This is a genomic window from Rhizorhabdus histidinilytica (genome assembly GCF_900167915.1).
Classification (GTDB): Bacteria; Pseudomonadota; Alphaproteobacteria; order Sphingomonadales; family Sphingomonadaceae; genus Rhizorhabdus; species Rhizorhabdus histidinilytica.
This window is the reverse complement of the sequence record NZ_FUYM01000001.1, coordinates 574,474-594,027: the sequence shown is the minus strand read 5'-3', so window position 1 is coordinate 594,027 and position 19,554 is coordinate 574,474. Positions and strand designations below refer to the sequence as shown.

Genomic DNA, 19,554 nt, shown 5'->3' with positions numbered 1-19,554 from the left:
CATGGACGACGCGGCGAGCCCGCATTTCTCCGGGCTGACCATTTCGCTCGATCACACGCTGCCCGAGCTGATCGCCCATGTCGCCACAACCTATGGCGACACCCCCTTCGTCATCGGCGAGGACGGCCGGGCGACGAGCTTCGCGGCATTTCGGGATCGGGTGAACCGGCTCGCCGGAGCGCTGGTGGCGCATGGCGTCGGCCATGGTGACCGGGTGGCGATCTGGGCGCCCAACAGCCCCGAATGGATGGTAGCCGCCTCGGCGATCGAGAGCATCGGCGCGATCATGGTGCCGATCAACACCCGCTTCAAGGGCGGCGAGGCGCTCTACGCGCTTGGCAAGACGCGCGCGCGCATCCTGTTCACGGTCGCCGGCTTCCTGGGCAACGACTATGCCGCGATGCTGCGCCAGGCCGGCGGCGGCGCGGGCGCCGTCCGCCCGGTCGCCGCGCTGCCGAACCTGCGCGAGATCGTGCTGCTCGACGATGCCTCGCTCGCGGCGTTCGAGGGCGACCGATGCACCGACGCCGAACTGGCGGCGCGCATCGCCGCGGTCCGCCCCGACAGCATCGCCGACCTATTGTTCACGAGCGGCACCACCGGCTTCCCCAAGGGCGCGATGCACAATCACGGCCAGGCGTTGTGGATGGTCGCCAACTGGAACCGCTCGAACGACCTGCGCGCGGGCGATCGGGCGCTGATCGTCAACCCCTTCTTCCACAGCTTCGGCTATCGGTCGGGCTGGGTGTCGGGCCTGGTCGCTGGGATGACCGTCTTTCCGGTCGCCAGCTTCGATCCGGAAGCCGTGCTGAAGCTGATCGAGCGCGAACGGATCAGCGTGCTTATGGGGCCGCCGACCATCTTCACCAGCTTGATGGAGCATCCGCGCTTCGCCAACTACGACATCTCCTCGCTGCGCGTCGGCCACACCGGCGCGGCCAATGTCCCGGTCGACCTGATCAAGGCGGGGCGCGAGGTGTTCGGCTTCGACCTCTTCCTGACGAGCTTCGGACAGACCGAGACGACCGCGCTGGTGACCGTCAACTATCCCGACAGCGATTTCGAGACGATCGCCCGGACGGTCGGCATACCGCTGCCCGGCGTCGAGGTGCGGATCGCCGAGGAGAGCGGCGAGCTGCTGGTGCGCGGGCCCAACGTCATGCAAGGCTATTTCGAGGACCCGGAGCAGACCGCCGCGACGATCGATGCCGACGGCTGGCTGCACACCGGTGACGTCGCCTGCCTGAACGACGACGGCACGGTCCGCATCCTCGACCGGCTCAAGGACGTCGTCATCGTCGGCGGGTTCAACGCCTATCCGGCCGAGATCGAGCACGCCCTGCGAGCGCATCCGGCGATCGCCGACGTCTGCGTGATCGGCTGGCCCGACGATCGGATGGGCGAGGTCTGCGCCGCCTGCGTGATCCCGCGCCCCGGTGCCGAACTGTCGCTCGCCGAGCTGACCGCCTGGAGCCGCGAGCGCATGGCCAATTACAAGGTGCCGCGCCACCTGTTCCTGGTCGAGGATTTCCCGCGCACGCCGCTGGGCAAGGTCCAGAAATTCGTGCTGCGCGATCAGCTCGCGGAGGCGGTTCCGGCCTGAGCCGCCATGCGATAGGCGCGTGGCGAGCAGCCGCTGTTCTTGCGGAACAGGTCGCGAAAGAAGCCGACGTCGCGATAGCCGACCAGATGCGCGATCTGTTCGATCGAGAAGCGGGTCCGGTGCAGCATCGAGCGGGCTGCGTCGAGCCGCGCCTCGCGCAAGTAGCGCGCCGGGCTGATCCCCATCGATCGTTCGAATCGGCGCGTCAGGGTCCGCGCGCTGACGTGGAACTGCGCCGCCACCGCGTTCGTGTCGATATCGTCGTGCATATGGGCGATGATCCAGGCCCGCGCCTCGGCGATGAGCAGGTCCTGGTTGCTGCGCATCGGCAGCAGCGCATTGTCGGGCACCGCCGTCTCGGGCAGGCCGCAGGCGCGGCGATAGCGCTCGGCGAGGCCGTGCGAATGGAAGCGTCGCGTCATCGCCACCACCAGCGCGAACACCGAGGAAGGCTCGGCAGCGGTCAGCACCCGGCCATGTTCGGCGATCGCGCCGACATGGGCGAGCCGGATGTTCGGATGGAGCTGGCGTGCCAGTCGGGCATGGCGCGGCGGGATCGAGGCCGGGCCGCCGTCGAGCAGCCCCGCCGCCGCCAGCGCCAGCACGCCCGAGCCGAGCCCCACCACCCAGGCGCCGTGATCATGCTGCCAGCGTAGCCACTCGCTGAGCCGTGCCTCCTCCCACTGGTCGCCGGTCGCGGGGTCCTCGCCGGCCGCCACATAGACCAGGTCGTAGCGCTCGCCGCCGGGGCGCAAGACGAGCGGACGGCTCTCCGACAGCGGCGCCTCGCCAAGCCGCGCGTCGTGGAGCAGGTCGAGGTGGAGCGGCTGCATCCCGGCCTGCCCGTCGAGCTCGCTCGCGAGCCGCTCCGAAAGCCGGGCAAGGTCGCGCAGCGGCGCCAGGCTGGCGCGCTGGGTGTCGGGATCGCACAGCATGGCGATGCGGAGGAGATCGGCAGGACTTGTCACTTTTGCCTATGATAATGTCCTGAAAGCTACTGGTCGAGAGCCGCCGACCGCGCGATCCTCATCCCATAGCGGGAGAGGACAATGGCGATCGGCACCGAGGAACGGGAAAAGCTGCGCGCGGCGTGGAACGGCCATTGCGACGCGCTCAAGCAGGTGGCGTCGGAGGCGATCGACGGCGTGCTCGGCGATCCGGCCGACGGCGGTGAGCTGGCCGAATTGCTGCGCTCGATCGCACGGCTCGCCGCGATGAGCCTGCAGCATAGGCTTGACTTCAACGACCCCGATTTCCCCCTGTTCCTGCGACAGATGGACGATCGCTACCGCTATGGCGGGCCCGACAACAATATCGCCTATTTCATGGCCGCGCTGCGCGGCAACGCGACTTATCGGCTGCGCGGCAACAATGGCGGCGAAGGGCGCAGCGTCAATATCGGCCGGCTGTGGCACGACGATATCGCCACCGCCGCCAATGGCGACTTCGAGGTGATCGTCTCGGCCGAGGAGCACCCCGGCAACTGGACGCCTATCGCTCCCGGGCTGGCCGGCGATACCTCTGTGCCCGATCAATATCCCACCGCCGGCAACGGCATCACCGTGCGCCGCTATGACTGGGATTGGGATCGCGACCTGCCGCCGGGCTGGCTGACCATCGAGCGGATCGACCCCGACGCGCCGGCCTATCCTCCCGCCCTCTCCGCGGACCGGCTCGCCGACCAGATCGCCAACGCCACCCGCCTGTTCCTGGCCGCCGCCCGCTGGTGGAACCAGCGCGCCGCCAATGTCCGCGCCGACAATCCGGCGAACATCATCACCCCGCCGAGCACCGAGCCGCCCGGGGTCCGCAACTTCAAGCCGCCGATGAGCGGCGGCAAGGCCTGGCTCTATTACGGCATCATCTGCCTCGACCTCGCGGAGGACGAGGCGATCCTGATCGAGACAGACCTGCCCGACGGTCCCTATTGGAGCTTCACCCTCTACAATATGTGGTGGGAAGCACCCGACATCATGAACCGGCAGACCTCGCTCAACGCCCGTCAGGCGCATGTAGACGGCGACGGCAAGGCGCGCTTCGTGATCTCGGCGCGCGATCCGGGGGTGCCCAACTGGCTCGACACCGGCGGCGCCCGGCGCGGCTTCCTCCATTATCGCTGGTTCCGGCCCGACCAGGCAATCCCGACGCCGGTCTCGCGCCTGCTCAAGATCGACGCCGTCCGCGGCGCCCTGCCCGCCGATCACCCGGCGATCGATGCCGGCGCCCGCCGCGCGACGCTGTCGAAGCGTCGCGAACAGCTCGCCCGGCGATTCCAGCGATGAGCGGCTTCGACCCGACCGACGCCGACGCGCTGCACGAGGAAGCGATCGCGCGCACCGGCCGCTCCGATTTCGGCGACGACGGCTATCGCGAGGGGCTCGGCGTGCTGATCGACGCGATCAAGGCCAGTCCGCGCCGCGATCGGATCGCCCCGCGCTTCGGCGCGATGGCGATCAACCTGCTGGTCAGCCGCCTCGCCTCGCAGGCCGGGTGGAACGCGCATCCCGAACTGCTCGACGATCCGGTGCCCGCGCCACTGATCATCACCGGCCTGCCGCGCAGCGGCACGACGATCCTCCACTTCCTGATGTCGGTCGATCCGCAGTTCCAGTGGACGCCGCGCTGGGTCGGCGAGGCGCCCCTGATCCGTCCGCCCCGAGAGGAATGGGAGGAGCACCCCCAGTTCCGCCAGGTCCACGACCGGCTGGAGGCGACCTTCGCCGCCAATCCCGGCCTGCGCGCCGCGCACGACATGGGCGCGGCGCTGGCCGACGAGTGCATCACCGTCATGAGCCAGAGCTTCATGACCAACACCTTCAATTCGACGCTGCCGCTGCCCGACTATCGCCGCTGGTGGTACGAGGCGGACGAGGAGCCCTCCTACCGCCGCTACAAGGACAACCTCCGGCTGATGGGCGCGCGGGCGCGCGATCGCACCTGGCTGCTCAAGAATCCCTCGCACAGCTACGGCATGGACGCGATGCTGCGCGTCTTCCCCGATGCACGGGTGGTGGTGCTCCACCGCAACCCGGTCGAGACGATCGCATCCGGCGCGAGCCTGATCTGGCGCAACGGCCAGTTGTTCGAGAAGGCGGAGACCGGCCCGATCCGGCTCGACATCTTCGCCCGCGCGGTCGAGCGGATGCGCGAGGCGCGCGAGCGGCATCCCGGCGTGGCGGTGCTCGACGTCCACTATCGCGACCTGATCGCCGACAAGCTGGGCACGGTGCGGCGAATCTACCGCCATTTCGGCCTGACGCTCGGCGCCGAGGCCGAGGCGGCAATGCAGGCGTTCATCGGCGACAACCCGCAGGGCAAGCATGGCCGGCACGATTATTCGTCGGGCGAATTCGGCATCACCGACGATCAGGTCCGCGAGCGCTTCGCCGATTACATCGCGCGCCACGACCTCGCATGACGGAGAACCAGACCATGAAATTCGAGGGGGATTTCTATCAGATCGGCGTCGTCGTCCGCGACATCGACGCAGGGATGGAGCACTATCGCCGCCTGCTCGGCCTCGGCCCCTTCTGGCGGCTCGATACCGATTATGAGGGGCGCTACCGCGACTGGCGCGGCCGCTTCGCGAACCGCAACGCCTTCACCCGATGGGGCGACGTCTATCTCGAGATGATCGAGCCGGTGATCGGCGAAGGCAATGCCAGGGAATGGCTGGAGACGCGCGGCGAAGGCATCTTCCACCTCGGCTATGCGGTCGACGATCTCGGCCAGCGGCCCGGCGGCGTCGAATGCGTGTTCGAGAGCTGGGGCGCGACGATGCCCAATGGCGACGCCGCGGTGATCCATCTCGATACGGTCGCGCAGCTCGGCTATTTCGTCGAACTCAGCGATCGCGCGCTCGTCACCAAGCTCAACGCGCGCATCGACCAGCATATGATCGAGCAGGGAGCGTCGGCATGAACCGGCGCTTCGAGGGCAAGATCGCGATCGTCACCGGCGCCGGCGCGGGAATCGGCCGGGCCTGCATGGCGCGGCTCGCGAGCGAAGGCGCGGTCGTGGTCGGCACCGACGTCAAGGCGGACAAGCTCGATGCCGCCGTCGCGGCGGCGGGTACCGATGCCCATGGCCTGATCTGCGACGTTGCCGATCCGGCGGCGATCGACGCCATGGTGGCCGAGGTCGTCGCGCGTTTCGGCGGGGTCCATGTGCTGGTCAACAATGCCGGGATCGGCAACCCCCGGCGGCTCCGCCTCCACGAGCAGCCGCTCGAGGACTGGGACAAGGTGATGGGGGTCAATGTGCGCGGCGTCTACCTGATGCAGCGCGCGGTGATCCCACACATGCTGCGCCAGGGCGGCGGATCGATCGTCAACATGGCCTCGACCGGCAGCTTCCGCGCGACCGCGCTGTCGAGCCCCTACATCACCTCGAAGGGCGCGGTGCTGATGATGACCCGTGCCGCCGCCGCCGAATATGCGCGCGACAATATCCGCATCAACGCCGTCTGCCCCGGTACCACCAACACCGACATCCTCGCCAACAGCAGCGCCGAGATGATCGAGATGCTCGTCGCCCGGTCGCCGCAGGGGCGGTTGTGCGAGCCCGAGGAGGTCGCCGCGCTCGTCGCCTTCCTCGCCTCGGACGAGGCGCCGCACATCCATGGCGGCGCCTATCTCATCGACGGCGGCCGCAGCGCGATCTGAGGAGGCGAGCATGCCCGAACCCCTGAGCTATTACGACCGCCTCGCCGGCCAGGCCGCGATCGTCACCGGCGCTGGCGCGCCTGGCGAGGAGATGGGCAACGGCCGCGCCATCGCGCTGCTGTTCGCGCGCGAAGGCGCCCGGGTCTGCGTCGTTACCCGCGACCGCGCCAATGCCGAGCGCACCGTCGCGATAATCGAAGCGTTCGGCGGCGAAGCCTTCGCCTGCGCGGGCGACGTCACCCACGCGGAGGATTGCGAACGGATCGTCGCCGAAGCGCTGGCCGCCTTCGGCACCCTCGACATCCTCGTCAACAATGTCGGCCGGGGCTTCGGCGGGCCGAAGCTCGCCGACATCGACGACGCGACCTGGCGCGAGATCGTCGACATCAACCTGACCGGCGCCTTCCATATGTGCCGGGCAGCGATCCCGGCGCTGATCGAGGGCCGCGGCAAGGCGATCGTCAACATCTCCTCCACCGCCGGCCAGCGCGCGCACGGATCGCTAGGCTACGGCCCGGCCAAGGCCGCACTCGACGCCTTCACCCGCGAGATCGCGACCGTCTATGGCCGGCAGGGCATCCGCGCCAACATCGTCTCCCCCGGCCATCTCCACACCCCGCACGTCGCCAACAACCCGCAGCTCGCCCCGCTGCGCGAGAAGCGCCGCAAGGTCGGCCCGCTCGGCATCGAGGGCGACGCCTGGGACGTCGCGGCGGCGACATTGTTCCTCGCCTCGCCCGAGGCGCGACTGATCACCGGCGTGCTGCTGCCGGTCGACGCCGGGGTCAGCCAGATCGCGGCGATGACCGGCCACAGCCTGATCGAGGGGCCCTAGGGCAGCAATTCCCTCAGCTCGTGATCCAGCGCGGCCTGCGAGAAGCGGGCGGCATAGGCGGTGTTCACGGACTCGGTCTGGAACCGCACCTCGTTGGTGAGGAAGATGAACAGTCCCCAGGCGATCGAGCGGCGATAGTCGAGCCACGCCGCCTCGGCGTCGAGTTCAACGCCATGGGCTGCCATTGCCCGCAGATAGCGATCGAGCAGCGGCCGCTCCCATTCCGCGCGATCGGCGAGGTCGGCGGCGCAGACGATGTGGTAGGACACTTCGTGATGCCAGGCTGTGCGCGCCACCTGTGCGTCGAAGAAGCCCGGCGTACCGTCCTCGGCGACGTAGAGATTGCCGAGATGGGTGTCACCGTGGATCAGGCATCGCGGCTGCGCGTGCTGGATCTCGCCGATTTGCAGCAGCGCGCGCTCCATCCAGCCGCGATCATGGAAGCGGCGCGACGTTGCCGCCCCGCGCGGCGAGGCCATGTAGTGCGCCCAGACGTCGGCGACGAGATAGCGGCGCATATAGTCGAGGCCCCAGCTTTCGAACCGGCTATGGATGTCCGACCATGATCCGCCCGGCTCGAAACGCGGCGATTGCCAGGTCGCGGCGTGATAGCCGGCCATCACCTCGAGCCGGCGGGCGATCCGCTCGAAATCCTGGGGTTGCAGCGGATCGCAGAAGATCAGCCCGTCGCGGCGCAGATCCTCCATGATCACGATCGACTGGTGCGATGCCGGGTCCGATCCCGAGAACCAGCAGCGCGGCGACGGCATTGGCACATATGGCTGGATGTCGGCGTAGAAGCGCGCCTCATTGGAATACATCGCCGCCATCCTGGGGCTGTGCTCCTCGAACCCGCCCTTGACGATCAGCGTGGCGGGCAGCGCCGCCCCCTGCCCGTCATGCCCGTCGACGCGGACCCTGATCTTGGTCGATGTCCCCCAGACGATGTCGACGATGTCGGCAGCGGCCACCACGGCGCCGGGCATGGTCTGCCCCAGCGCGCGGGTCAGCCAGCCGGCGTCGACCTGCTCGGGCGTCAGCGGCAGCGGCAGGGCCGGCGGATGGACGATCTCCACCATGCATATCCTCCCCGGAAAAGAAAACAGGGGCGCACATGGTGCGCCCCTGCAGGAGTTTCGGTCTTACGGACCGAGGGGTTAGAATTTGTAGCCCAGCTCGACGCCATACATGCGCGGCTCGCCATAGACGCTCGACGAGAAGCCCAGGCCTTCGGCGACGAGGCCGAGGACACCCTGGCGATAGACCTCATTGGTCGCGTTGTTCACGAAGAACGCGAGCGAAGCCCTCGATCCGCCGATGTCGTTGAGCTCGGCGCGCAGGTTGACCAGCGCGAAGGCCGGCTGGAGGGCGCTCACCTCGAAATCGTCGAGATAGTTCTTGCTGCGCCAGGTGAAGTTGCCGATCAGGTTCAGTTGACCGATATCTTCCGAGATCGGCGGCGACACGGTGGCGGTGAAGCCCGCCTGGTTCTTCGGCGTGCCGCGCTGCGCGATCTCGGGCCCAATCGCCGAGGTCGCCCCACCGCGCAGGATCTTGACCTTTGTGTAGGAGTAGAAGCCGGTCAGCGAGAAGTTGGGTACGCTCAGGGTCGCCTCGAACTCGCCACCCGTATTGCGCTGCTTGGCGGTGTTATCGACGATCGTGAAGACGTTGCCGTTCACGAAGGTCGCACGCTGCTTCTGCACGTCCGACCCGTCCTGACGGAACAGCGCGGTGCTGGTCGTCAGGCGGCCCGACGATCCGATCCGCGTGTTGGTCTTCAAGCCGATCTCATACTCGTCCACAAACTCGGGCAGGAACGGCGCGAGCGTGACGTAGCTGGTCGCTCGGGTCGAGAAGCCGCCCGCCCGGAAACCGTGCCGGAAGGAGGCATAGGCGGTGACGTTCGCCGACGGCTCATATTGGATGGTCGCGTCGTAGGTCCATTCCTTGAACGACTTCTGGTTGGTGAACGAGCACTGGTCGAACGGAACCGTCTGGGTGCCGGCGGTCGCCGCGTCGATGTCGAACGAGCAGACGCCCGTACCGCCGGCGGGATTGGACCGGAACGGCTGCGACGGCGAAACGGTGATCTTGCGCTTGTCGTAATTATAGCGGAGGCCGCCCGACAGGCTGAGCTGATCGGTCGCGTGGAACGTGCCGGCGAGGAAAGCCGCAGCCGTTCGCGAATAGCCGACGCCAGGATTGGCAGTGACGAACTGGGTCGCGGACGCGGTGCGCGGGTTCTGGCGTGCACCGGCGATGTTGAGCTCCGGCAGCGTATTGGCCAGCGAGCCGTCCTTGCCCTTCTCCTCGAAATAATAGAGGCCGGCGATGTAATCGAGCTTCCGATCGAAGGCCTTGCCCTGGATCTGGAATTCCTCGCTGATGTTGCGGCTGCGCGCATATTGATAGGGCGTGATCAGGAAGGCGGGAATGCCGTCATAATCCTGCACCTGGTCGCGCTGGAGGCGGCGATAGCCGAAGATGTTCTTCAGCGTGATCGTGTCGCTCAGCTCCCAGGTCGTCTTGTTGGTGATGCCCCAGTTCTTGATGTTCTCATAGGGCTTGCCGAAGACGTCGAGATTGCCGCCCTCGCCCGCACCCATGTCGAGGGTGAAGTGCTTCTTGTAGAACATGTCGCGGGCGGCGGCGTACTGCGCCGGGATGTTGGCGGTGATCGCCCCCGCCGCGCGCAACCCTTCATAGTTGGAGATGACCGAAGGCAGGCGCAGGTCGGTGATGAACGCGGCGGTGCCGTGCTCTTTCGACTTGTACCAGTCGCCGACGGTCAGCGTCTCCAGCCCCTCGATCGGCTTCCACAAGGTGGAGACGCGGAAGGTGTTGAAATTCTGGTTGTCATAGTCGCGGCCGGTGGTCACCTCGCGGGCCCAGCCGTCGCGCTTATGGGTCTTGCCGGCGACGCGGATCGCGAAATTGTCGCCGACCGGAATGTTCACGACCCCATAGAGGTCCTTCATGTCGTAATTGCCGTACTGGCCGCGGACCTCGCCGCTGAACGAGCCCAGCTCGGGATGCGCCGGTTCGACGAGCACGGCGCCGCCGGTCATGTTGCGGCCGAACAGCGTGCCCTGGACGCCCTTGAGCACCTGGACCGACTGAAGATCGAAGAAGGTCTTGCCGAAGCCATAGGGGCGCGGCTGCACGACTTCGGCGAAATAAGTGCCCACCGGCGGGTCGGTGAAGAGCTGGGTCTCCTGCGTGCGCTGGCCGCGCAGCGCGAAGGCCACGGTGTTGCGCTGGCTCTGCGAGCTGGTGACGGACAGCGACGGCGTCGCATATTGCAGCGACTGGGCGTCGGTGACGCCCTGGCGGCGAAGCTGGTCACCCGACAGGGCCGAGACCGAGATCGGCACGTCCTGGATGGATTCCTCACGACGCCGCGCCGTGACGACGATCTCACCGGCGTCAACGTCAGCCGCCTCGGCGGCCTGCGGCGGCACGGCGGTCTGGGCCATGCCCACGCTCGGCAGCGCGTTCAGCGCGAAAGCGCAGCCCGACAAGAAAATGGTGCGACAGCGCATGCTTCCTCCCCAAAAAATCTAAATGGCTAGGTTGGTACGGTGATCCCCGGGCCATTCTCTGGCCTCGCCCCATCCTGATATCCGGTTCGTGCCCCGCCCCAAAGAGTCCGGCCGGCAAGGAAGCCGCCTCATCGTCTATCTGATATATGTCGGAACCCGGCCGGCGGGCGTCTCGCCGGCCGTCGCGGAGGTGCCGCACTCGCCGCGGCGCACCCCCGACGAGGGCCGGTGCCGAAACGCGAACCGCTTGACCGCGCGGGGTGTTCGGCGCACCCCCATCGACATGGCCGGCCACCCTTCCCGTCCCTATAAATCGACGCCCATGGCGATCATCGAAGCCGCCGAACGGCTGTTCGGCAGCCACGGGATCGACGCGGTGTCGTTGCGCCAGATCGGGCTGGAGGCGAACGTCGCCAACAAGTCGGCGGTGAACTATCATTTCGGCGATCGGGCCGAGCTGATCCGGGCGATCTGGCAGCATCGGCTGCCGGCGCTCGAAGCACGTCGGAAAATGCTTCTGCGCCAGATATATGAGCGTGGCCAGACCCGCGATCCGCACACCGTGGCACGCCTGCTGGTGCAACCCAATTACGAGCTGCTCGATGCCCGGGGCGTCCACCGCTACACCGCCTTCTTCCGCCATGCGCTACGCTGGCGTCAGGGGCAGGAGCTGCGCGCGCGTGAAATGGGGACGACCCCAGCCAGCCTGGAGGCGATCGGCCTGCTCAAGGACCTGGCGGGGGATATTCCCCACGACCTGCTGATGCACCGCCTCCGCTATGCCTGCTGCTCATTGTTCGACATGATCTTCGATCGCGACTGCGACCTCGCCGAAGGCCGGCCGGTCATGCCCGAGGATAGCTTCCTGGCGGAGGGCATCGACATGATCGTGACGCTGTGTCTGCGCCCCGTCCACCAGCCCTGACCCCGCCCGATCAGACCCGCCCCCTTCTGATCAGGGATGTGATGACTGTCCCGCGCGCCCAGCCGGGCTCAGTTGACGCCCTTCACCTGACCGCCGTCGACGCGGATATTGGCGCCGGTAACGAAGCCCGAGCGCGGGCTCGCGATCGTGCAGATCGCGAAGGCGATGTCCTCTGGCGTTCCGATCGCCACGGCTCCGGCGCTGCCGCCGTCGCCCTGGTCGGCACTCCAGGCCGCATTGGCGCCGCGTCCGGCAAAGGCGCGCTCGACCGCCGGGGTGAGGGTGCGGCCCGGCGACACGGTGTTGGCGGTGACGCCGCTGCCGGCCAGGGTCCGCGCCAGCGCCACGCTCATATTGTTGATCGCAGCCTTGGCCGCTGCATAGTCGGGCAGTACCGGCACAGGCTGTGCTCCGCTGGCGCTGCCGACCTGGATCAGCCGCCCCCAGCCGCGCGCCTTCATCGCCGGCAGGAAGGCCCGGATCAGCCGTACCGCCGCGACGACGTTCTTCTGGTAGCTGGCGAGCCAGGTCTCGTCGGCGATCTCCTCCCAAGCTTGCGGGCTCGCAGCCGAGCCGCCGGCATTGTTGACGAGGATGTCCGGCCCGTCGGGCCAGATCGCCCGCACCGCGGCGATCACGGCATCGGCGCCGTCCGGCGTGGCGAGATCGCCGAGCGCGACATGGGCGGTGCCGCCCGCCTCCCTGATCCCGGCTGCGACGGTCTCGGCACGCGCGGGATCGCGGCCGTGGACGACGACCGCGCAGCCCTCCTCGGCGAGCATGCGCGCCGCCGCCGCGCCGATGCCCGAACTGCTGCCCGTCACCAGTGCGCGTTTACCCGTCAGGCGAAGGTCCATCGCCGCGTCCTCCCGGTTCAGTTGATGCTCTGCACCTGGCCGCCGTCGATGCGGATGTTGGCGCCGGTCATGTAGCCCGAGGCCGGGCTCGCCACCATGCAGACCGCGTGGCCGATATCCTCGACCCGGCCGATACGGCCGACCAGGGTCGGCACCATCGTCTCGGTCACCTTCCTCTCCAGCGCGGCCTGGTCGAGCCCCTGCCAGCCCATCGGCTCGCGCAGCCCGTCGAGCCATCGCTCGACCGCCGGAGTGAGGATGATGCCTGGGCTGACGCTGTTGGCGGTGACGCCGCAGGGTCCCAATGCCTTGGCGAGACTCGACGTCAGGTTGATCACCGCCGCCTTGGCGGCCCCATAATCGGGGCCGAAGGCGATCGGCTGGGTCGCGGCGGCGCTGGCGATGTTGATGATCCGTCCCCAGCCGCGCTGCCGCATCCCCGGCAGCAGCCGCTGGATCATCCGCGCCGCGGAGCCGACATTGCCCTGATAGGTCTCGATCCAAGCCGCCAGCTCGACCTGTGCCCAACTCTGCGCGCTCGTGCCGGCCGCGCCTCCGGCGTTGTTGACGAGGACGTCGATCGCGCCCGCTCGGGCGGCGACGGCATCGGCACCGGCGTCACCGGCCAGATCGCCGATCGCGCAGTCGACCTCGCCTCCGGCGTCTCGGATGGAACGCGCCACCGCCTCGGCGCGCGCGGCATCGCGGCCATGGACGACGACCGCGCAGCCCTCCGCCGCCAGCATTCGCGCGATACCAGCGCCGATCCCCGAACTGCTGCCCGTCACCAGCGCGCGCTTGCCTGTCAGACCCAGGTCCATCGATCCTCCCTTGCGTCAGCGTCCCTCGAAGCGCGGCGGGCGCTTTTCGACAAAGGCGGCGGTCGCCTCCGCATAGTCCTGCGTCATCGTCGCGAGGATCTGGGTGCGGTTCTCCGCCCCGATCGCCGCATCGAACGAGGCGTCCAGATTCTCCCACATCAGCTTCTTGCTGTGCGCGACCGAATAGGGGCTGTTGGCGAGCACCGCGCGCGCGTAGCCGATCGCCTCGTCGACCAGCGCCGCCGGCTCGGCCAGCCGCAGCACCAGCCCGATCCGCTCGGCCTCCTCGGCTTCGATCGGCCGGCCGGTGAGCAATATGTCGAAGGCGCGCGAGATGCCGATCATGCGCGGCAGCAGATAGCTGATCCCGCTCTCCCCCGCCGACAGGCCGATCCGCACCGCCGCGACCAGGAAGCGCGCCGAAGGGGTGGCGATGCGGACGTCGGCGCTCAGCGCGATCGCCATCCCCGCCCCCACCGCCGGGCCGTTGACCGCCGCGATCACGAGCTGCGGCATCGATCGCAGCCGCTTGCCCATGCCGGCGAACTGCTCCTGCCAGAACAGCTTCTCGACGACGCCGCTTGCCCGGTCGCCCTTTCGCGCGTTGGCGGCGGCGAGGTCCTGTCCCGAGCAGAAGCCGCGCCCCGCGCCGGTCAGGATCACCGCCCGACAGCCGGCGTCGGCAGCGATGCCGTCGAGCGTGGCGTTGAGAGCGGCGACGGCCTCGCGGGTCAGCGCGTTGAGCCGTTGCGGGCGATTGAGCGTCACCACCGCGACGCCTTCGTCGCGGCGTTCGACCAGAATGTCCGACATGCCTCTCTCCTCCTCCGGCGATCGTGGTGACGGGTCTGACAGGTGGCAATGGGCCGCACGGGATGTACACATATGCGTAGGGCCGGTGCCGTGCCGTCATTCGGTTTGCGCGCCGCGTGTCGCAGGCGCAGGACTGCTCCATATGAAACGGGAGAGCGGATGTGCGTGCTGATCGGACGGTAATGGGCGAAGCGCACGACGGCCGGTCGCATGGGGCGATGGTCGTCCACGAGTGGCGCCAGGCCTGGCGGCCCGGCCTCGCCGCGCTGATCGGCGGATCGATCAGCTATTCGCTCTACGCCGCGGTCTCGAGCCTGTTCGTCGAGCCGCTCCAGGCCCAGTTCGGCTGGTCGCGTGGACAGATCGCGCTGGTCCACAGCTTCGGCCTGGTCACCGCCTTCGCCGCGCCCGTGGTCGGTGCGCTCACCGATCGTTTCGGCGTCCGCCCGGTTCTGTCGACCGGGCTGGTGCTGACCGCGATCGGCTATGGGCTGCTCGCGCTGATGCGCGGGTCGCTCGATTATTATTACGCGGCCTATTTCTTCTTTTCGCTGGTCGGCATGTCGACCACCGGTATCACCTTCACCCGCATCCTGAGCGGTGCCTTCCACCATACACGCGGCACCGCCCTGGCGATCGGCCGATCCGGGCTCGCCATCGCCGGGGCGCTGGTGCCGATGGCGCTGTTCCCGGTGATCAGCCACTACGGCACTGCCGGCGGATTTCTTCTGCTTGGCAGCCTGGTCCTGGTGGTGGCGCTGCCGCTGGTCTGGTTCTGGGTGCCGACCAAGGCGCAGGAACGGGTCGGCGCCACCGCCGCCCATGGCCTGGCGGACAGCTGGCGGGTGCTGCTCGCCCAGCCCAAGGTCCGCATCCTCACCGCCGCGGCAGTACTAAACTATGTGCCGGTCGTCTCGCTGATGTCGCAGATGAAGCCGCTTGCCGTCTCGAAGGGGCTGGAGGCGTCGATGGCGGTGGCGGCGGTCTCCACCCTCGGCTTGGCCGCCGCCGCGGGGGCGCTGCTCAGCGGGCTGCTGGTCGACCGCTTCTGGGCGCCCGCCGTCGCCTTCGTGCTCAACGCACTGCCGGCGGTCGGCTGCCTGTTCCTGCTGCAGGACCATGTGCCGCCGGTGATGTTCTACGGCGCGATCCTGCTGATCGGCCTCGGCCAGGGTGCGGAGATCGATATCGTCGCCTTCATGATCGCCCGCTATTTCGGGCTGCGCAGCTATGCCTCGATCTACGGCGTCTCGACCCTCGGCATCGCGCTGGGCGTGGCCTTCGGCGCCAGCATGATCGGCAAGGGCTACGATATCTTCGGCAACTACAACTTCGCGCTGATGGCCGCCTCGGCCTCGTTCGCGCTCGCCGCCTGCTGCTATCTGGCGATGGGCCGCTATCCGGAACGCCAGCCGGACTGACCGGCTGGACGATGCGTCACGAACAGAGCGCCGGCACCCCCTTGGTGCTGATCCGGTGGAGCAGCCGGCGCTTGCCGTCCTCGTTGGAATATTCGATCGGGCTGGCGCAGTGGACGGTGCCGAAATTGTCCCACAGCACGATGTCGCCGGGCCGGACCTTGTAGCTGGTGCGATAGGCAGGCCTGACGATGTGCTCGCGCAGCTCGCGGATCAGCGCCGTCGCCTCGGCATCGTCCATCCCTTCGATCGCATAGGCGGTGCCCGAAGTGAATATGCCCTTCCGGCCCGTCACCGGATGGACCATCACCAGCGGATGGCTCGGCGCGTCGGTCTTGCGCGGGGGCCGGTTGGGATCGGGCCGCGTCTCGCCCTCGATCCAGGGCGCGCGGCCCAGCTCGTGGCGCGCGACCAGCCCGTCGATCCGCGCCCTGGTCGCCTCGGGCAGGTCGGCATAGGCGGCGCTGGTGCTGGCGAAGTGGGTCTCGCCGCCGCTGTCGGGCGCCTCCTTGCCGAACAACATGGTGACGCAGCCCGGCACGCTCTCATAGCTGCTGTCCGAATGCCAGTGGACCGCGCCGTCGCGCATCATGGCGGGGGTCGCCGGATCGTTGTTGATGCGGATGATCGCCGGGAAATCGGCGTTGCGATGTTCGGGAATGAAGAAGTCGAGCGGGGTTCCGAAGAAGGATGCGAAGCGGACATAGGCCGCGTCGTCGATCGTCTGGCCGGGGATCACCACCACGCCGCGATCGAACAGCAGCGCGAGCAGCCGGCGCATCGTCGGCTCGCTCATGTCCCGCGACAGGTCGAGCCCCTCAACGATCGATCCGATCGCCGGGGCCAGCGGGGTATCCGTGAACGCCATGCCCTGATCTCCTTCCCTTGCTACGCGTCCGGCCGCAATTGGCGCAGCAGGCATTCCTGCGCAGTAGACGCCACCAGCCGCCCCCTCCGATCGAAGATCCGCCCCTGCGCGAAGCCGAGGCCGTCGCCGGCGGCGGGGCTGTGCGTGTGGTGGAGCAACCCCTCGTCGCAGCGCACCGGACGGTGGAACCAAAGGCTGTGGTCAAGGCTGGAGATCAGCAGCGAGCTGCTGTTGGTGGGGAAGCCATGCGGCGTCGCCGACACCCCCGCCAGCCAATAGTCGCTGGCATAGGCGAGCAGGCAGGCCTGTTCGCGCGGATCGTCGATCGTCGCCGCGCCGGGCAGGCGGAACCAGAAGGCGCGCTCCGGCTCCCGCGGCCGCTCGTAGAAATAGGCCTCGGGCGCGATCGCGCGCATCTCGATCGGCAGCGCACCGGAGAAGTTGCGGATCGCCGCGAAATCGAGGCGGTCGCCATTGTCGCGCACGAATTGCTGGAGGGTCGGGACCTCCTCCGGCGGCGGCACGTCGGGCATCGCCGCCGCCTGGTGGACGAAACCGTCCTCGGGCGCATGGAACTGGCAGAGCAGCGTGAACACCGCCCGCCCCTCCTGCACCGCCGTCACCTGGCGATGGGCGAAGCGCCGGCTGTCGCGCAGCCGCTCCACCCGATATTCGATCGGCAGGGATATCTGCGCCGGCGCCAGGAAATAGCCGTGCAGCGAGGTGGGCGGCATCGCCTCGACGGTGCGGGCCGCGCTCAGCAGCGCCTGCGCCGCCAGACGGCCGCCAAACACCGTGCCGATATGGTTGACGCCGCCCGCGCCGCCGATGAAGCGGTCCTCGCCGACCGGCTCGATCGCCAGTATCTCGCCGGCCGAGACGCGCATCTCCGCATCCCCGCCATGCTCGACCCCGCCGTCAGCCATGGGCCGAGCGCCGCGCCGCGAGCACCGTGTCCATCTCGTCGAGCCCGCTCAGCGGCACCGCATAGCGGCCGCGATCGTCGATCTCGCCAATATGGGCGAGGATGTCGTCGCAGCTCGGCGCGTCGGGGCCCGGCGTGTACCAGCCCTCGGTCAACCCTACGAACAGCCGCGAATATTTGCCGCCCAGCACCGAATACATGTTCTGCGAGCTGTCGCACTGGCGGCTCGCCATGTAGCAGGCCAGCGCCGCGACGAATTCGGGCTTCATCGCATCGGCGAAGTGGCGGGTCCGTTCGCCCGCCGCCTTCAGGAAATCGATGTCGGGCCGCTCGGCCAGCGGCGTGCCGCCCAACCGCCCGCCCTGGGCATTGGGAAACAGCGTGTTGACCGCGATGCCGGCGGGCGCCTCCTGCGCGATCACGTTCATCAGCCCGATCATCGCGGTCTTGGCCGATCCGTAATTGGCGCGCATCGGGTTGCCGAACACCCCCGATTGCGAGCCGACCAGCACCAGCCGGCCATAGCCCTGCTTCACCATCTCGCGATAGGCGGGCTGGCAGACGTTGAACGCGCCCTTCACATGGACGGCGTAGACCGCCTCGATATCCTCCTCGGTCAGCGTGCCGAACGGCGCGTTGCGCTGGTTGCCGGCGTTGCTGATGACGATGTCGACCCGGCCGAAATGTTCGAGCGCCGCATCGATGATCGCCTGTCCGCCGGCGGCCGAGGCGACGCTGTCATAGTTCGCGACCGCCCTTCCGCCCCCCGCGCGCAGCTCGCGGACGATCGCGTCGGCATAGTCGGTCGACCCGCCCTCACCGGTGGTGCTGCCGCCCAGATCATTGGCGACGATCGCCGCCCCGCGCTTCGCCAGCTCGCGGCAGAAGGCGCTGCCGAGCGCGCCGCCCGCGCCGGTCACCACCGCCACCTGCCCGCTGAAATCGATCCGGTCCATGCGTTGTCCTCTCGGGCATCGGCATAAGCGGCGGCGCGCGCCATCGCCAATCCGCGCGACGGCCGCGAGCCGCAAGATCACATAGGTGATAGGCCGTGGCCGGCGGTTTTCCGTCGCGGCGGACTGGGCCAGTCTCGATCGGAAAGAGAGGGAGACGGTCCTATGGCGAAGCCGCTCAAGGTAGGCATCATCAGCGCGAACTGGAGCCTCAAAGTCCATGGCGCGGCGTGGCGCAGGATCGAGGGGGTCGAGGTCGCGGCGATCTGCACCTCTCGCCGCGAGACCGCCGAAAAGGCCGCCGCCGATTTCGGCATTCCCAAGGCCTATTGGAACCATGAGGAGATGTCGGCCGATCCCGATCTCGACATCATCGATGTCGGCACCCGCCCCTCCTTCCGCTTCCCGATGGTGATGGCCGCGCTGAGGAACGGCAAGCACGTCTATGATGCGCTGCCCTTCGCCACCTCGGTCGCCGACGCCGACGCGATGCGCGATGCGCAGAAGGCGGCGGGCGTGGTCGGCGTGGTCGACGCGCAGTTCCGCTGGTCGCCGCCCGCCCAGCAGATGAAGGCGATGATCGACGCCGGTTTCATCGGCAAGCCGCTGGGCTTCCACGTCCAGCTGTTCCTGCCGCTGATCGTCGAGAACGACAAACCCTATTGCTACAGCGCCTGGTCCGGCAATACCGACCCCTATTACTGGCTGGCCGAGAAGAGCAGCGGCGGCAGCGGCTGGCGCAATTTCGCGACCCACTCGCTGTTGTTCCTCACCCATCTGATCGGGCCGGTCGAGGAGGCCACCGGCCTGCTGGCGACCGGCGTGCCCGAATGGTTCCTGCCCAATGGCGACGTGCTGCGCCCCGAGACCCACGACCTGGGCACCGCCACGCTGCGCATGGCCAACGGCGCGATCGGCAGTCTCCAGGCCGGCTGGTGCGTGCCCGATACCGAGGGCTGGCGGGTCGAGGTCTGGGGCGATCGCGGCCGGCTGCTGCTGAGCGACTCCAGCTTCGGCAACCTGCTCTCGGCCAAGCTCTATGCCGGCGACGCGCGGCTGATGCCCTATGGCGAGCGCGCCTGCGCCGAGGTGGAGATCGATCCCGCCTATTATGCAGTGCCCGGCACGATCGGCGGCGAGACCGGCCCGCGCCCGTTCGTGGCGATGGACTGGATGTTCGCCAACATGGCCGCCGCGATCCGATCGGGCGGCGAGGGATCGCCGAGCTTCACCGAAGCCGCCGCCGTCCACCGCGTGGTCGAGGCGGTCGAACGGGCCGACGCCGAGCGCCGCTGGATCAGGATGGACGAGATGGTGTGACGGGGGG

At 68.3% G+C, this 19,554-nt stretch carries 18 protein-coding genes; 9 read left to right on the top strand and 9 right to left on the bottom strand.

Annotation, left to right across the window (positions count from 1 at the left end; genetic code table 11):
• Nucleotide 1 precedes the first annotated feature (1 nt).
• Complete coding sequence (locus tag B5X82_RS02835; RefSeq protein WP_079646500.1) at nucleotides 2-1,603, top strand: AMP-binding protein; 1,602 nt, start codon at nucleotides 2-4, stop codon at nucleotides 1,601-1,603.
• Here the strand turns inward: B5X82_RS02835 and B5X82_RS02830 are convergent.
• A complete protein-coding gene (locus B5X82_RS02830) occupies nucleotides 1,576-2,571 on the bottom strand; it encodes a helix-turn-helix domain-containing protein (RefSeq protein ID WP_235862580.1) in 996 nt (331 codons plus the stop codon). The two genes, B5X82_RS02835 and B5X82_RS02830, sit on opposite strands and share 28 nt — an antisense overlap.
• A gap of 81 nt (nucleotides 2,572-2,652) precedes the next feature.
• Between B5X82_RS02830 and B5X82_RS02825 the strand changes: the two genes are divergently transcribed.
• Genes B5X82_RS02825 through B5X82_RS02805 form a run of 5 tightly spaced genes read left to right on the top strand, consistent with a single transcriptional unit; the run spans nucleotide 2,653 to nucleotide 7,102 of the window.
• The gene (locus B5X82_RS02825) at nucleotides 2,653-3,885 is read left to right on the top strand and encodes a DUF1214 domain-containing protein (protein WP_079646498.1); all 1,233 of its coding nucleotides are present in this window, start codon (nucleotides 2,653-2,655) and stop codon (nucleotides 3,883-3,885) included.
• Nucleotides 3,882-5,021, top strand: coding sequence for a sulfotransferase family protein (locus B5X82_RS02820; protein ID WP_079646497.1), 1,140 nt, complete (start codon nucleotides 3,882-3,884; stop codon nucleotides 5,019-5,021). Before B5X82_RS02825 ends, B5X82_RS02820 begins: the two co-directional genes overlap by 4 nt.
• A gap of 14 nt (nucleotides 5,022-5,035) precedes the next feature.
• Entirely contained in the window at nucleotides 5,036-5,524 is a 489-nt protein-coding gene (locus B5X82_RS02815) for a VOC family protein (RefSeq protein ID WP_079646496.1), read from the top strand.
• On the top strand, nucleotides 5,521-6,267 hold the full coding sequence (locus B5X82_RS02810) for an SDR family NAD(P)-dependent oxidoreductase (protein WP_079646495.1): 747 nt from the start codon (nucleotides 5,521-5,523) through the stop codon (nucleotides 6,265-6,267). Before B5X82_RS02815 ends, B5X82_RS02810 begins: the two co-directional genes overlap by 4 nt.
• Nucleotides 6,268-6,277: 10 nt before the next feature.
• Nucleotides 6,278-7,102, top strand: coding sequence for an SDR family NAD(P)-dependent oxidoreductase (locus B5X82_RS02805; protein WP_079646494.1), 825 nt, complete (start codon nucleotides 6,278-6,280; stop codon nucleotides 7,100-7,102).
• Here the strand turns inward: B5X82_RS02805 and B5X82_RS02800 are convergent.
• Nucleotides 7,099-8,181, bottom strand: a complete 1,083-nt coding sequence (locus tag B5X82_RS02800; RefSeq protein ID WP_079646493.1) for a protein kinase family protein — start codon at nucleotides 8,179-8,181, stop codon at nucleotides 7,099-7,101. The genes B5X82_RS02805 and B5X82_RS02800 overlap by 4 nt on opposite strands.
• 78 nt (nucleotides 8,182-8,259) lie before the next feature.
• Entirely contained in the window at nucleotides 8,260-10,647 is a 2,388-nt protein-coding gene (locus B5X82_RS02795) for a TonB-dependent receptor (RefSeq protein ID WP_079646492.1), read from the bottom strand.
• 322 nt (nucleotides 10,648-10,969) lie between these two features.
• Between B5X82_RS02795 and B5X82_RS02790 the strand changes: the two genes are divergently transcribed.
• A complete protein-coding gene (locus tag B5X82_RS02790; RefSeq protein ID WP_079646706.1) occupies nucleotides 10,970-11,572 on the top strand; it encodes a TetR/AcrR family transcriptional regulator in 603 nt (200 codons plus the stop codon).
• Nucleotides 11,573-11,640: 68 nt separating this feature from the next.
• On the opposite strand, the gene B5X82_RS02785 is transcribed toward B5X82_RS02790, so the two are convergent.
• Genes B5X82_RS02785 through B5X82_RS02775 form a run of 3 tightly spaced genes read right to left on the bottom strand, consistent with a single transcriptional unit; the run spans nucleotide 11,641 to nucleotide 14,063 of the window.
• Complete coding sequence (locus B5X82_RS02785) at nucleotides 11,641-12,429, bottom strand: SDR family NAD(P)-dependent oxidoreductase (RefSeq protein ID WP_079646491.1); 789 nt, start codon at nucleotides 12,427-12,429, stop codon at nucleotides 11,641-11,643.
• A gap of 17 nt (nucleotides 12,430-12,446) precedes the next feature.
• Nucleotides 12,447-13,250: an SDR family NAD(P)-dependent oxidoreductase gene (locus B5X82_RS02780; protein WP_079646490.1), complete on the bottom strand. Its 804-nt coding sequence runs from the start codon at nucleotides 13,248-13,250 to the stop codon at nucleotides 12,447-12,449.
• Between the two features lie 15 nt (nucleotides 13,251-13,265).
• Nucleotides 13,266-14,063, bottom strand: coding sequence for an enoyl-CoA hydratase/isomerase family protein (locus B5X82_RS02775; protein ID WP_079646489.1), 798 nt, complete (start codon nucleotides 14,061-14,063; stop codon nucleotides 13,266-13,268).
• Between the two features lie 161 nt (nucleotides 14,064-14,224).
• Here B5X82_RS02775 and B5X82_RS02770 point away from each other — a divergent pair, with 161 nt between their 5' ends.
• On the top strand, nucleotides 14,225-15,484 hold the full coding sequence (locus B5X82_RS02770) for an MFS transporter (protein WP_235862579.1): 1,260 nt from the start codon (nucleotides 14,225-14,227) through the stop codon (nucleotides 15,482-15,484).
• 16 nt (nucleotides 15,485-15,500) lie between these two features.
• Here B5X82_RS02770 and B5X82_RS02765 read toward each other — a convergent pair whose 3' ends face one another.
• From B5X82_RS02765 to B5X82_RS02755, 3 genes are read right to left on the bottom strand one after another with little or no spacing between them, the layout of a single operon-like run.
• On the bottom strand, nucleotides 15,501-16,349 hold the full coding sequence (locus B5X82_RS02765) for a TauD/TfdA dioxygenase family protein (protein WP_079646488.1): 849 nt from the start codon (nucleotides 16,347-16,349) through the stop codon (nucleotides 15,501-15,503).
• A gap of 20 nt (nucleotides 16,350-16,369) precedes the next feature.
• On the bottom strand, nucleotides 16,370-17,275 hold the full coding sequence (locus B5X82_RS02760; RefSeq protein ID WP_079646487.1) for an acyl-CoA thioesterase: 906 nt from the start codon (nucleotides 17,273-17,275) through the stop codon (nucleotides 16,370-16,372).
• On the bottom strand, nucleotides 17,268-18,230 hold the full coding sequence (locus B5X82_RS02755; RefSeq protein WP_079646486.1) for an SDR family NAD(P)-dependent oxidoreductase: 963 nt from the start codon (nucleotides 18,228-18,230) through the stop codon (nucleotides 17,268-17,270). The genes B5X82_RS02760 and B5X82_RS02755 overlap by 8 nt, the downstream gene beginning before the upstream one ends.
• Before the next feature lie 162 nt (nucleotides 18,231-18,392).
• Between B5X82_RS02755 and B5X82_RS02750 the strand changes: the two genes are divergently transcribed.
• Nucleotides 18,393-19,547, top strand: a complete 1,155-nt coding sequence (locus B5X82_RS02750; RefSeq protein ID WP_079646485.1) for a Gfo/Idh/MocA family protein — start codon at nucleotides 18,393-18,395, stop codon at nucleotides 19,545-19,547.
• Nucleotides 19,548-19,554: the final 7 nt, after the last annotated feature.

What these genes read in the sequence shown, in the direction of transcription:
- B5X82_RS02835 (WP_079646500.1), top strand. Translation starts at nt 2, where the DNA reads ATGGACGACGCGGCGAGCCCGCATTTCTCCGGGCTGACCATTTCGCTC.
- B5X82_RS02825 (WP_079646498.1), top strand. Translation starts at nt 2,653, where the DNA reads ATGGCGATCGGCACCGAGGAACGGGAAAAGCTGCGCGCGGCGTGGAAC.
- B5X82_RS02820 (WP_079646497.1), top strand. Translation starts at nt 3,882, where the DNA reads ATGAGCGGCTTCGACCCGACCGACGCCGACGCGCTGCACGAGGAAGCG.
- B5X82_RS02815 (WP_079646496.1), top strand. Translation starts at nt 5,036, where the DNA reads ATGAAATTCGAGGGGGATTTCTATCAGATCGGCGTCGTCGTCCGCGAC.
- B5X82_RS02810 (WP_079646495.1), top strand. Translation starts at nt 5,521, where the DNA reads ATGAACCGGCGCTTCGAGGGCAAGATCGCGATCGTCACCGGCGCCGGC.
- B5X82_RS02805 (WP_079646494.1), top strand. Translation starts at nt 6,278, where the DNA reads ATGCCCGAACCCCTGAGCTATTACGACCGCCTCGCCGGCCAGGCCGCG.
- B5X82_RS02800 (WP_079646493.1), bottom strand. Translation starts at nt 8,181, where the DNA reads ATGGTGGAGATCGTCCATCCGCCGGCCCTGCCGCTGCCGCTGACGCCC.
- B5X82_RS02795 (WP_079646492.1), bottom strand. Translation starts at nt 10,647, where the DNA reads ATGCGCTGTCGCACCATTTTCTTGTCGGGCTGCGCTTTCGCGCTGAAC.
- B5X82_RS02790 (WP_079646706.1), top strand. Translation starts at nt 10,970, where the DNA reads ATGGCGATCATCGAAGCCGCCGAACGGCTGTTCGGCAGCCACGGGATC.
- B5X82_RS02785 (WP_079646491.1), bottom strand. Translation starts at nt 12,429, where the DNA reads ATGGACCTTCGCCTGACGGGTAAACGCGCACTGGTGACGGGCAGCAGT.
- B5X82_RS02780 (WP_079646490.1), bottom strand. Translation starts at nt 13,250, where the DNA reads ATGGACCTGGGTCTGACAGGCAAGCGCGCGCTGGTGACGGGCAGCAGT.
- B5X82_RS02775 (WP_079646489.1), bottom strand. Translation starts at nt 14,063, where the DNA reads ATGTCGGACATTCTGGTCGAACGCCGCGACGAAGGCGTCGCGGTGGTG.
- B5X82_RS02765 (WP_079646488.1), bottom strand. Translation starts at nt 16,349, where the DNA reads ATGGCGTTCACGGATACCCCGCTGGCCCCGGCGATCGGATCGATCGTT.
- B5X82_RS02760 (WP_079646487.1), bottom strand. Translation starts at nt 17,275, where the DNA reads ATGGCTGACGGCGGGGTCGAGCATGGCGGGGATGCGGAGATGCGCGTC.
- B5X82_RS02755 (WP_079646486.1), bottom strand. Translation starts at nt 18,230, where the DNA reads ATGGACCGGATCGATTTCAGCGGGCAGGTGGCGGTGGTGACCGGCGCG.
- B5X82_RS02750 (WP_079646485.1), top strand. Translation starts at nt 18,393, where the DNA reads ATGGCGAAGCCGCTCAAGGTAGGCATCATCAGCGCGAACTGGAGCCTC.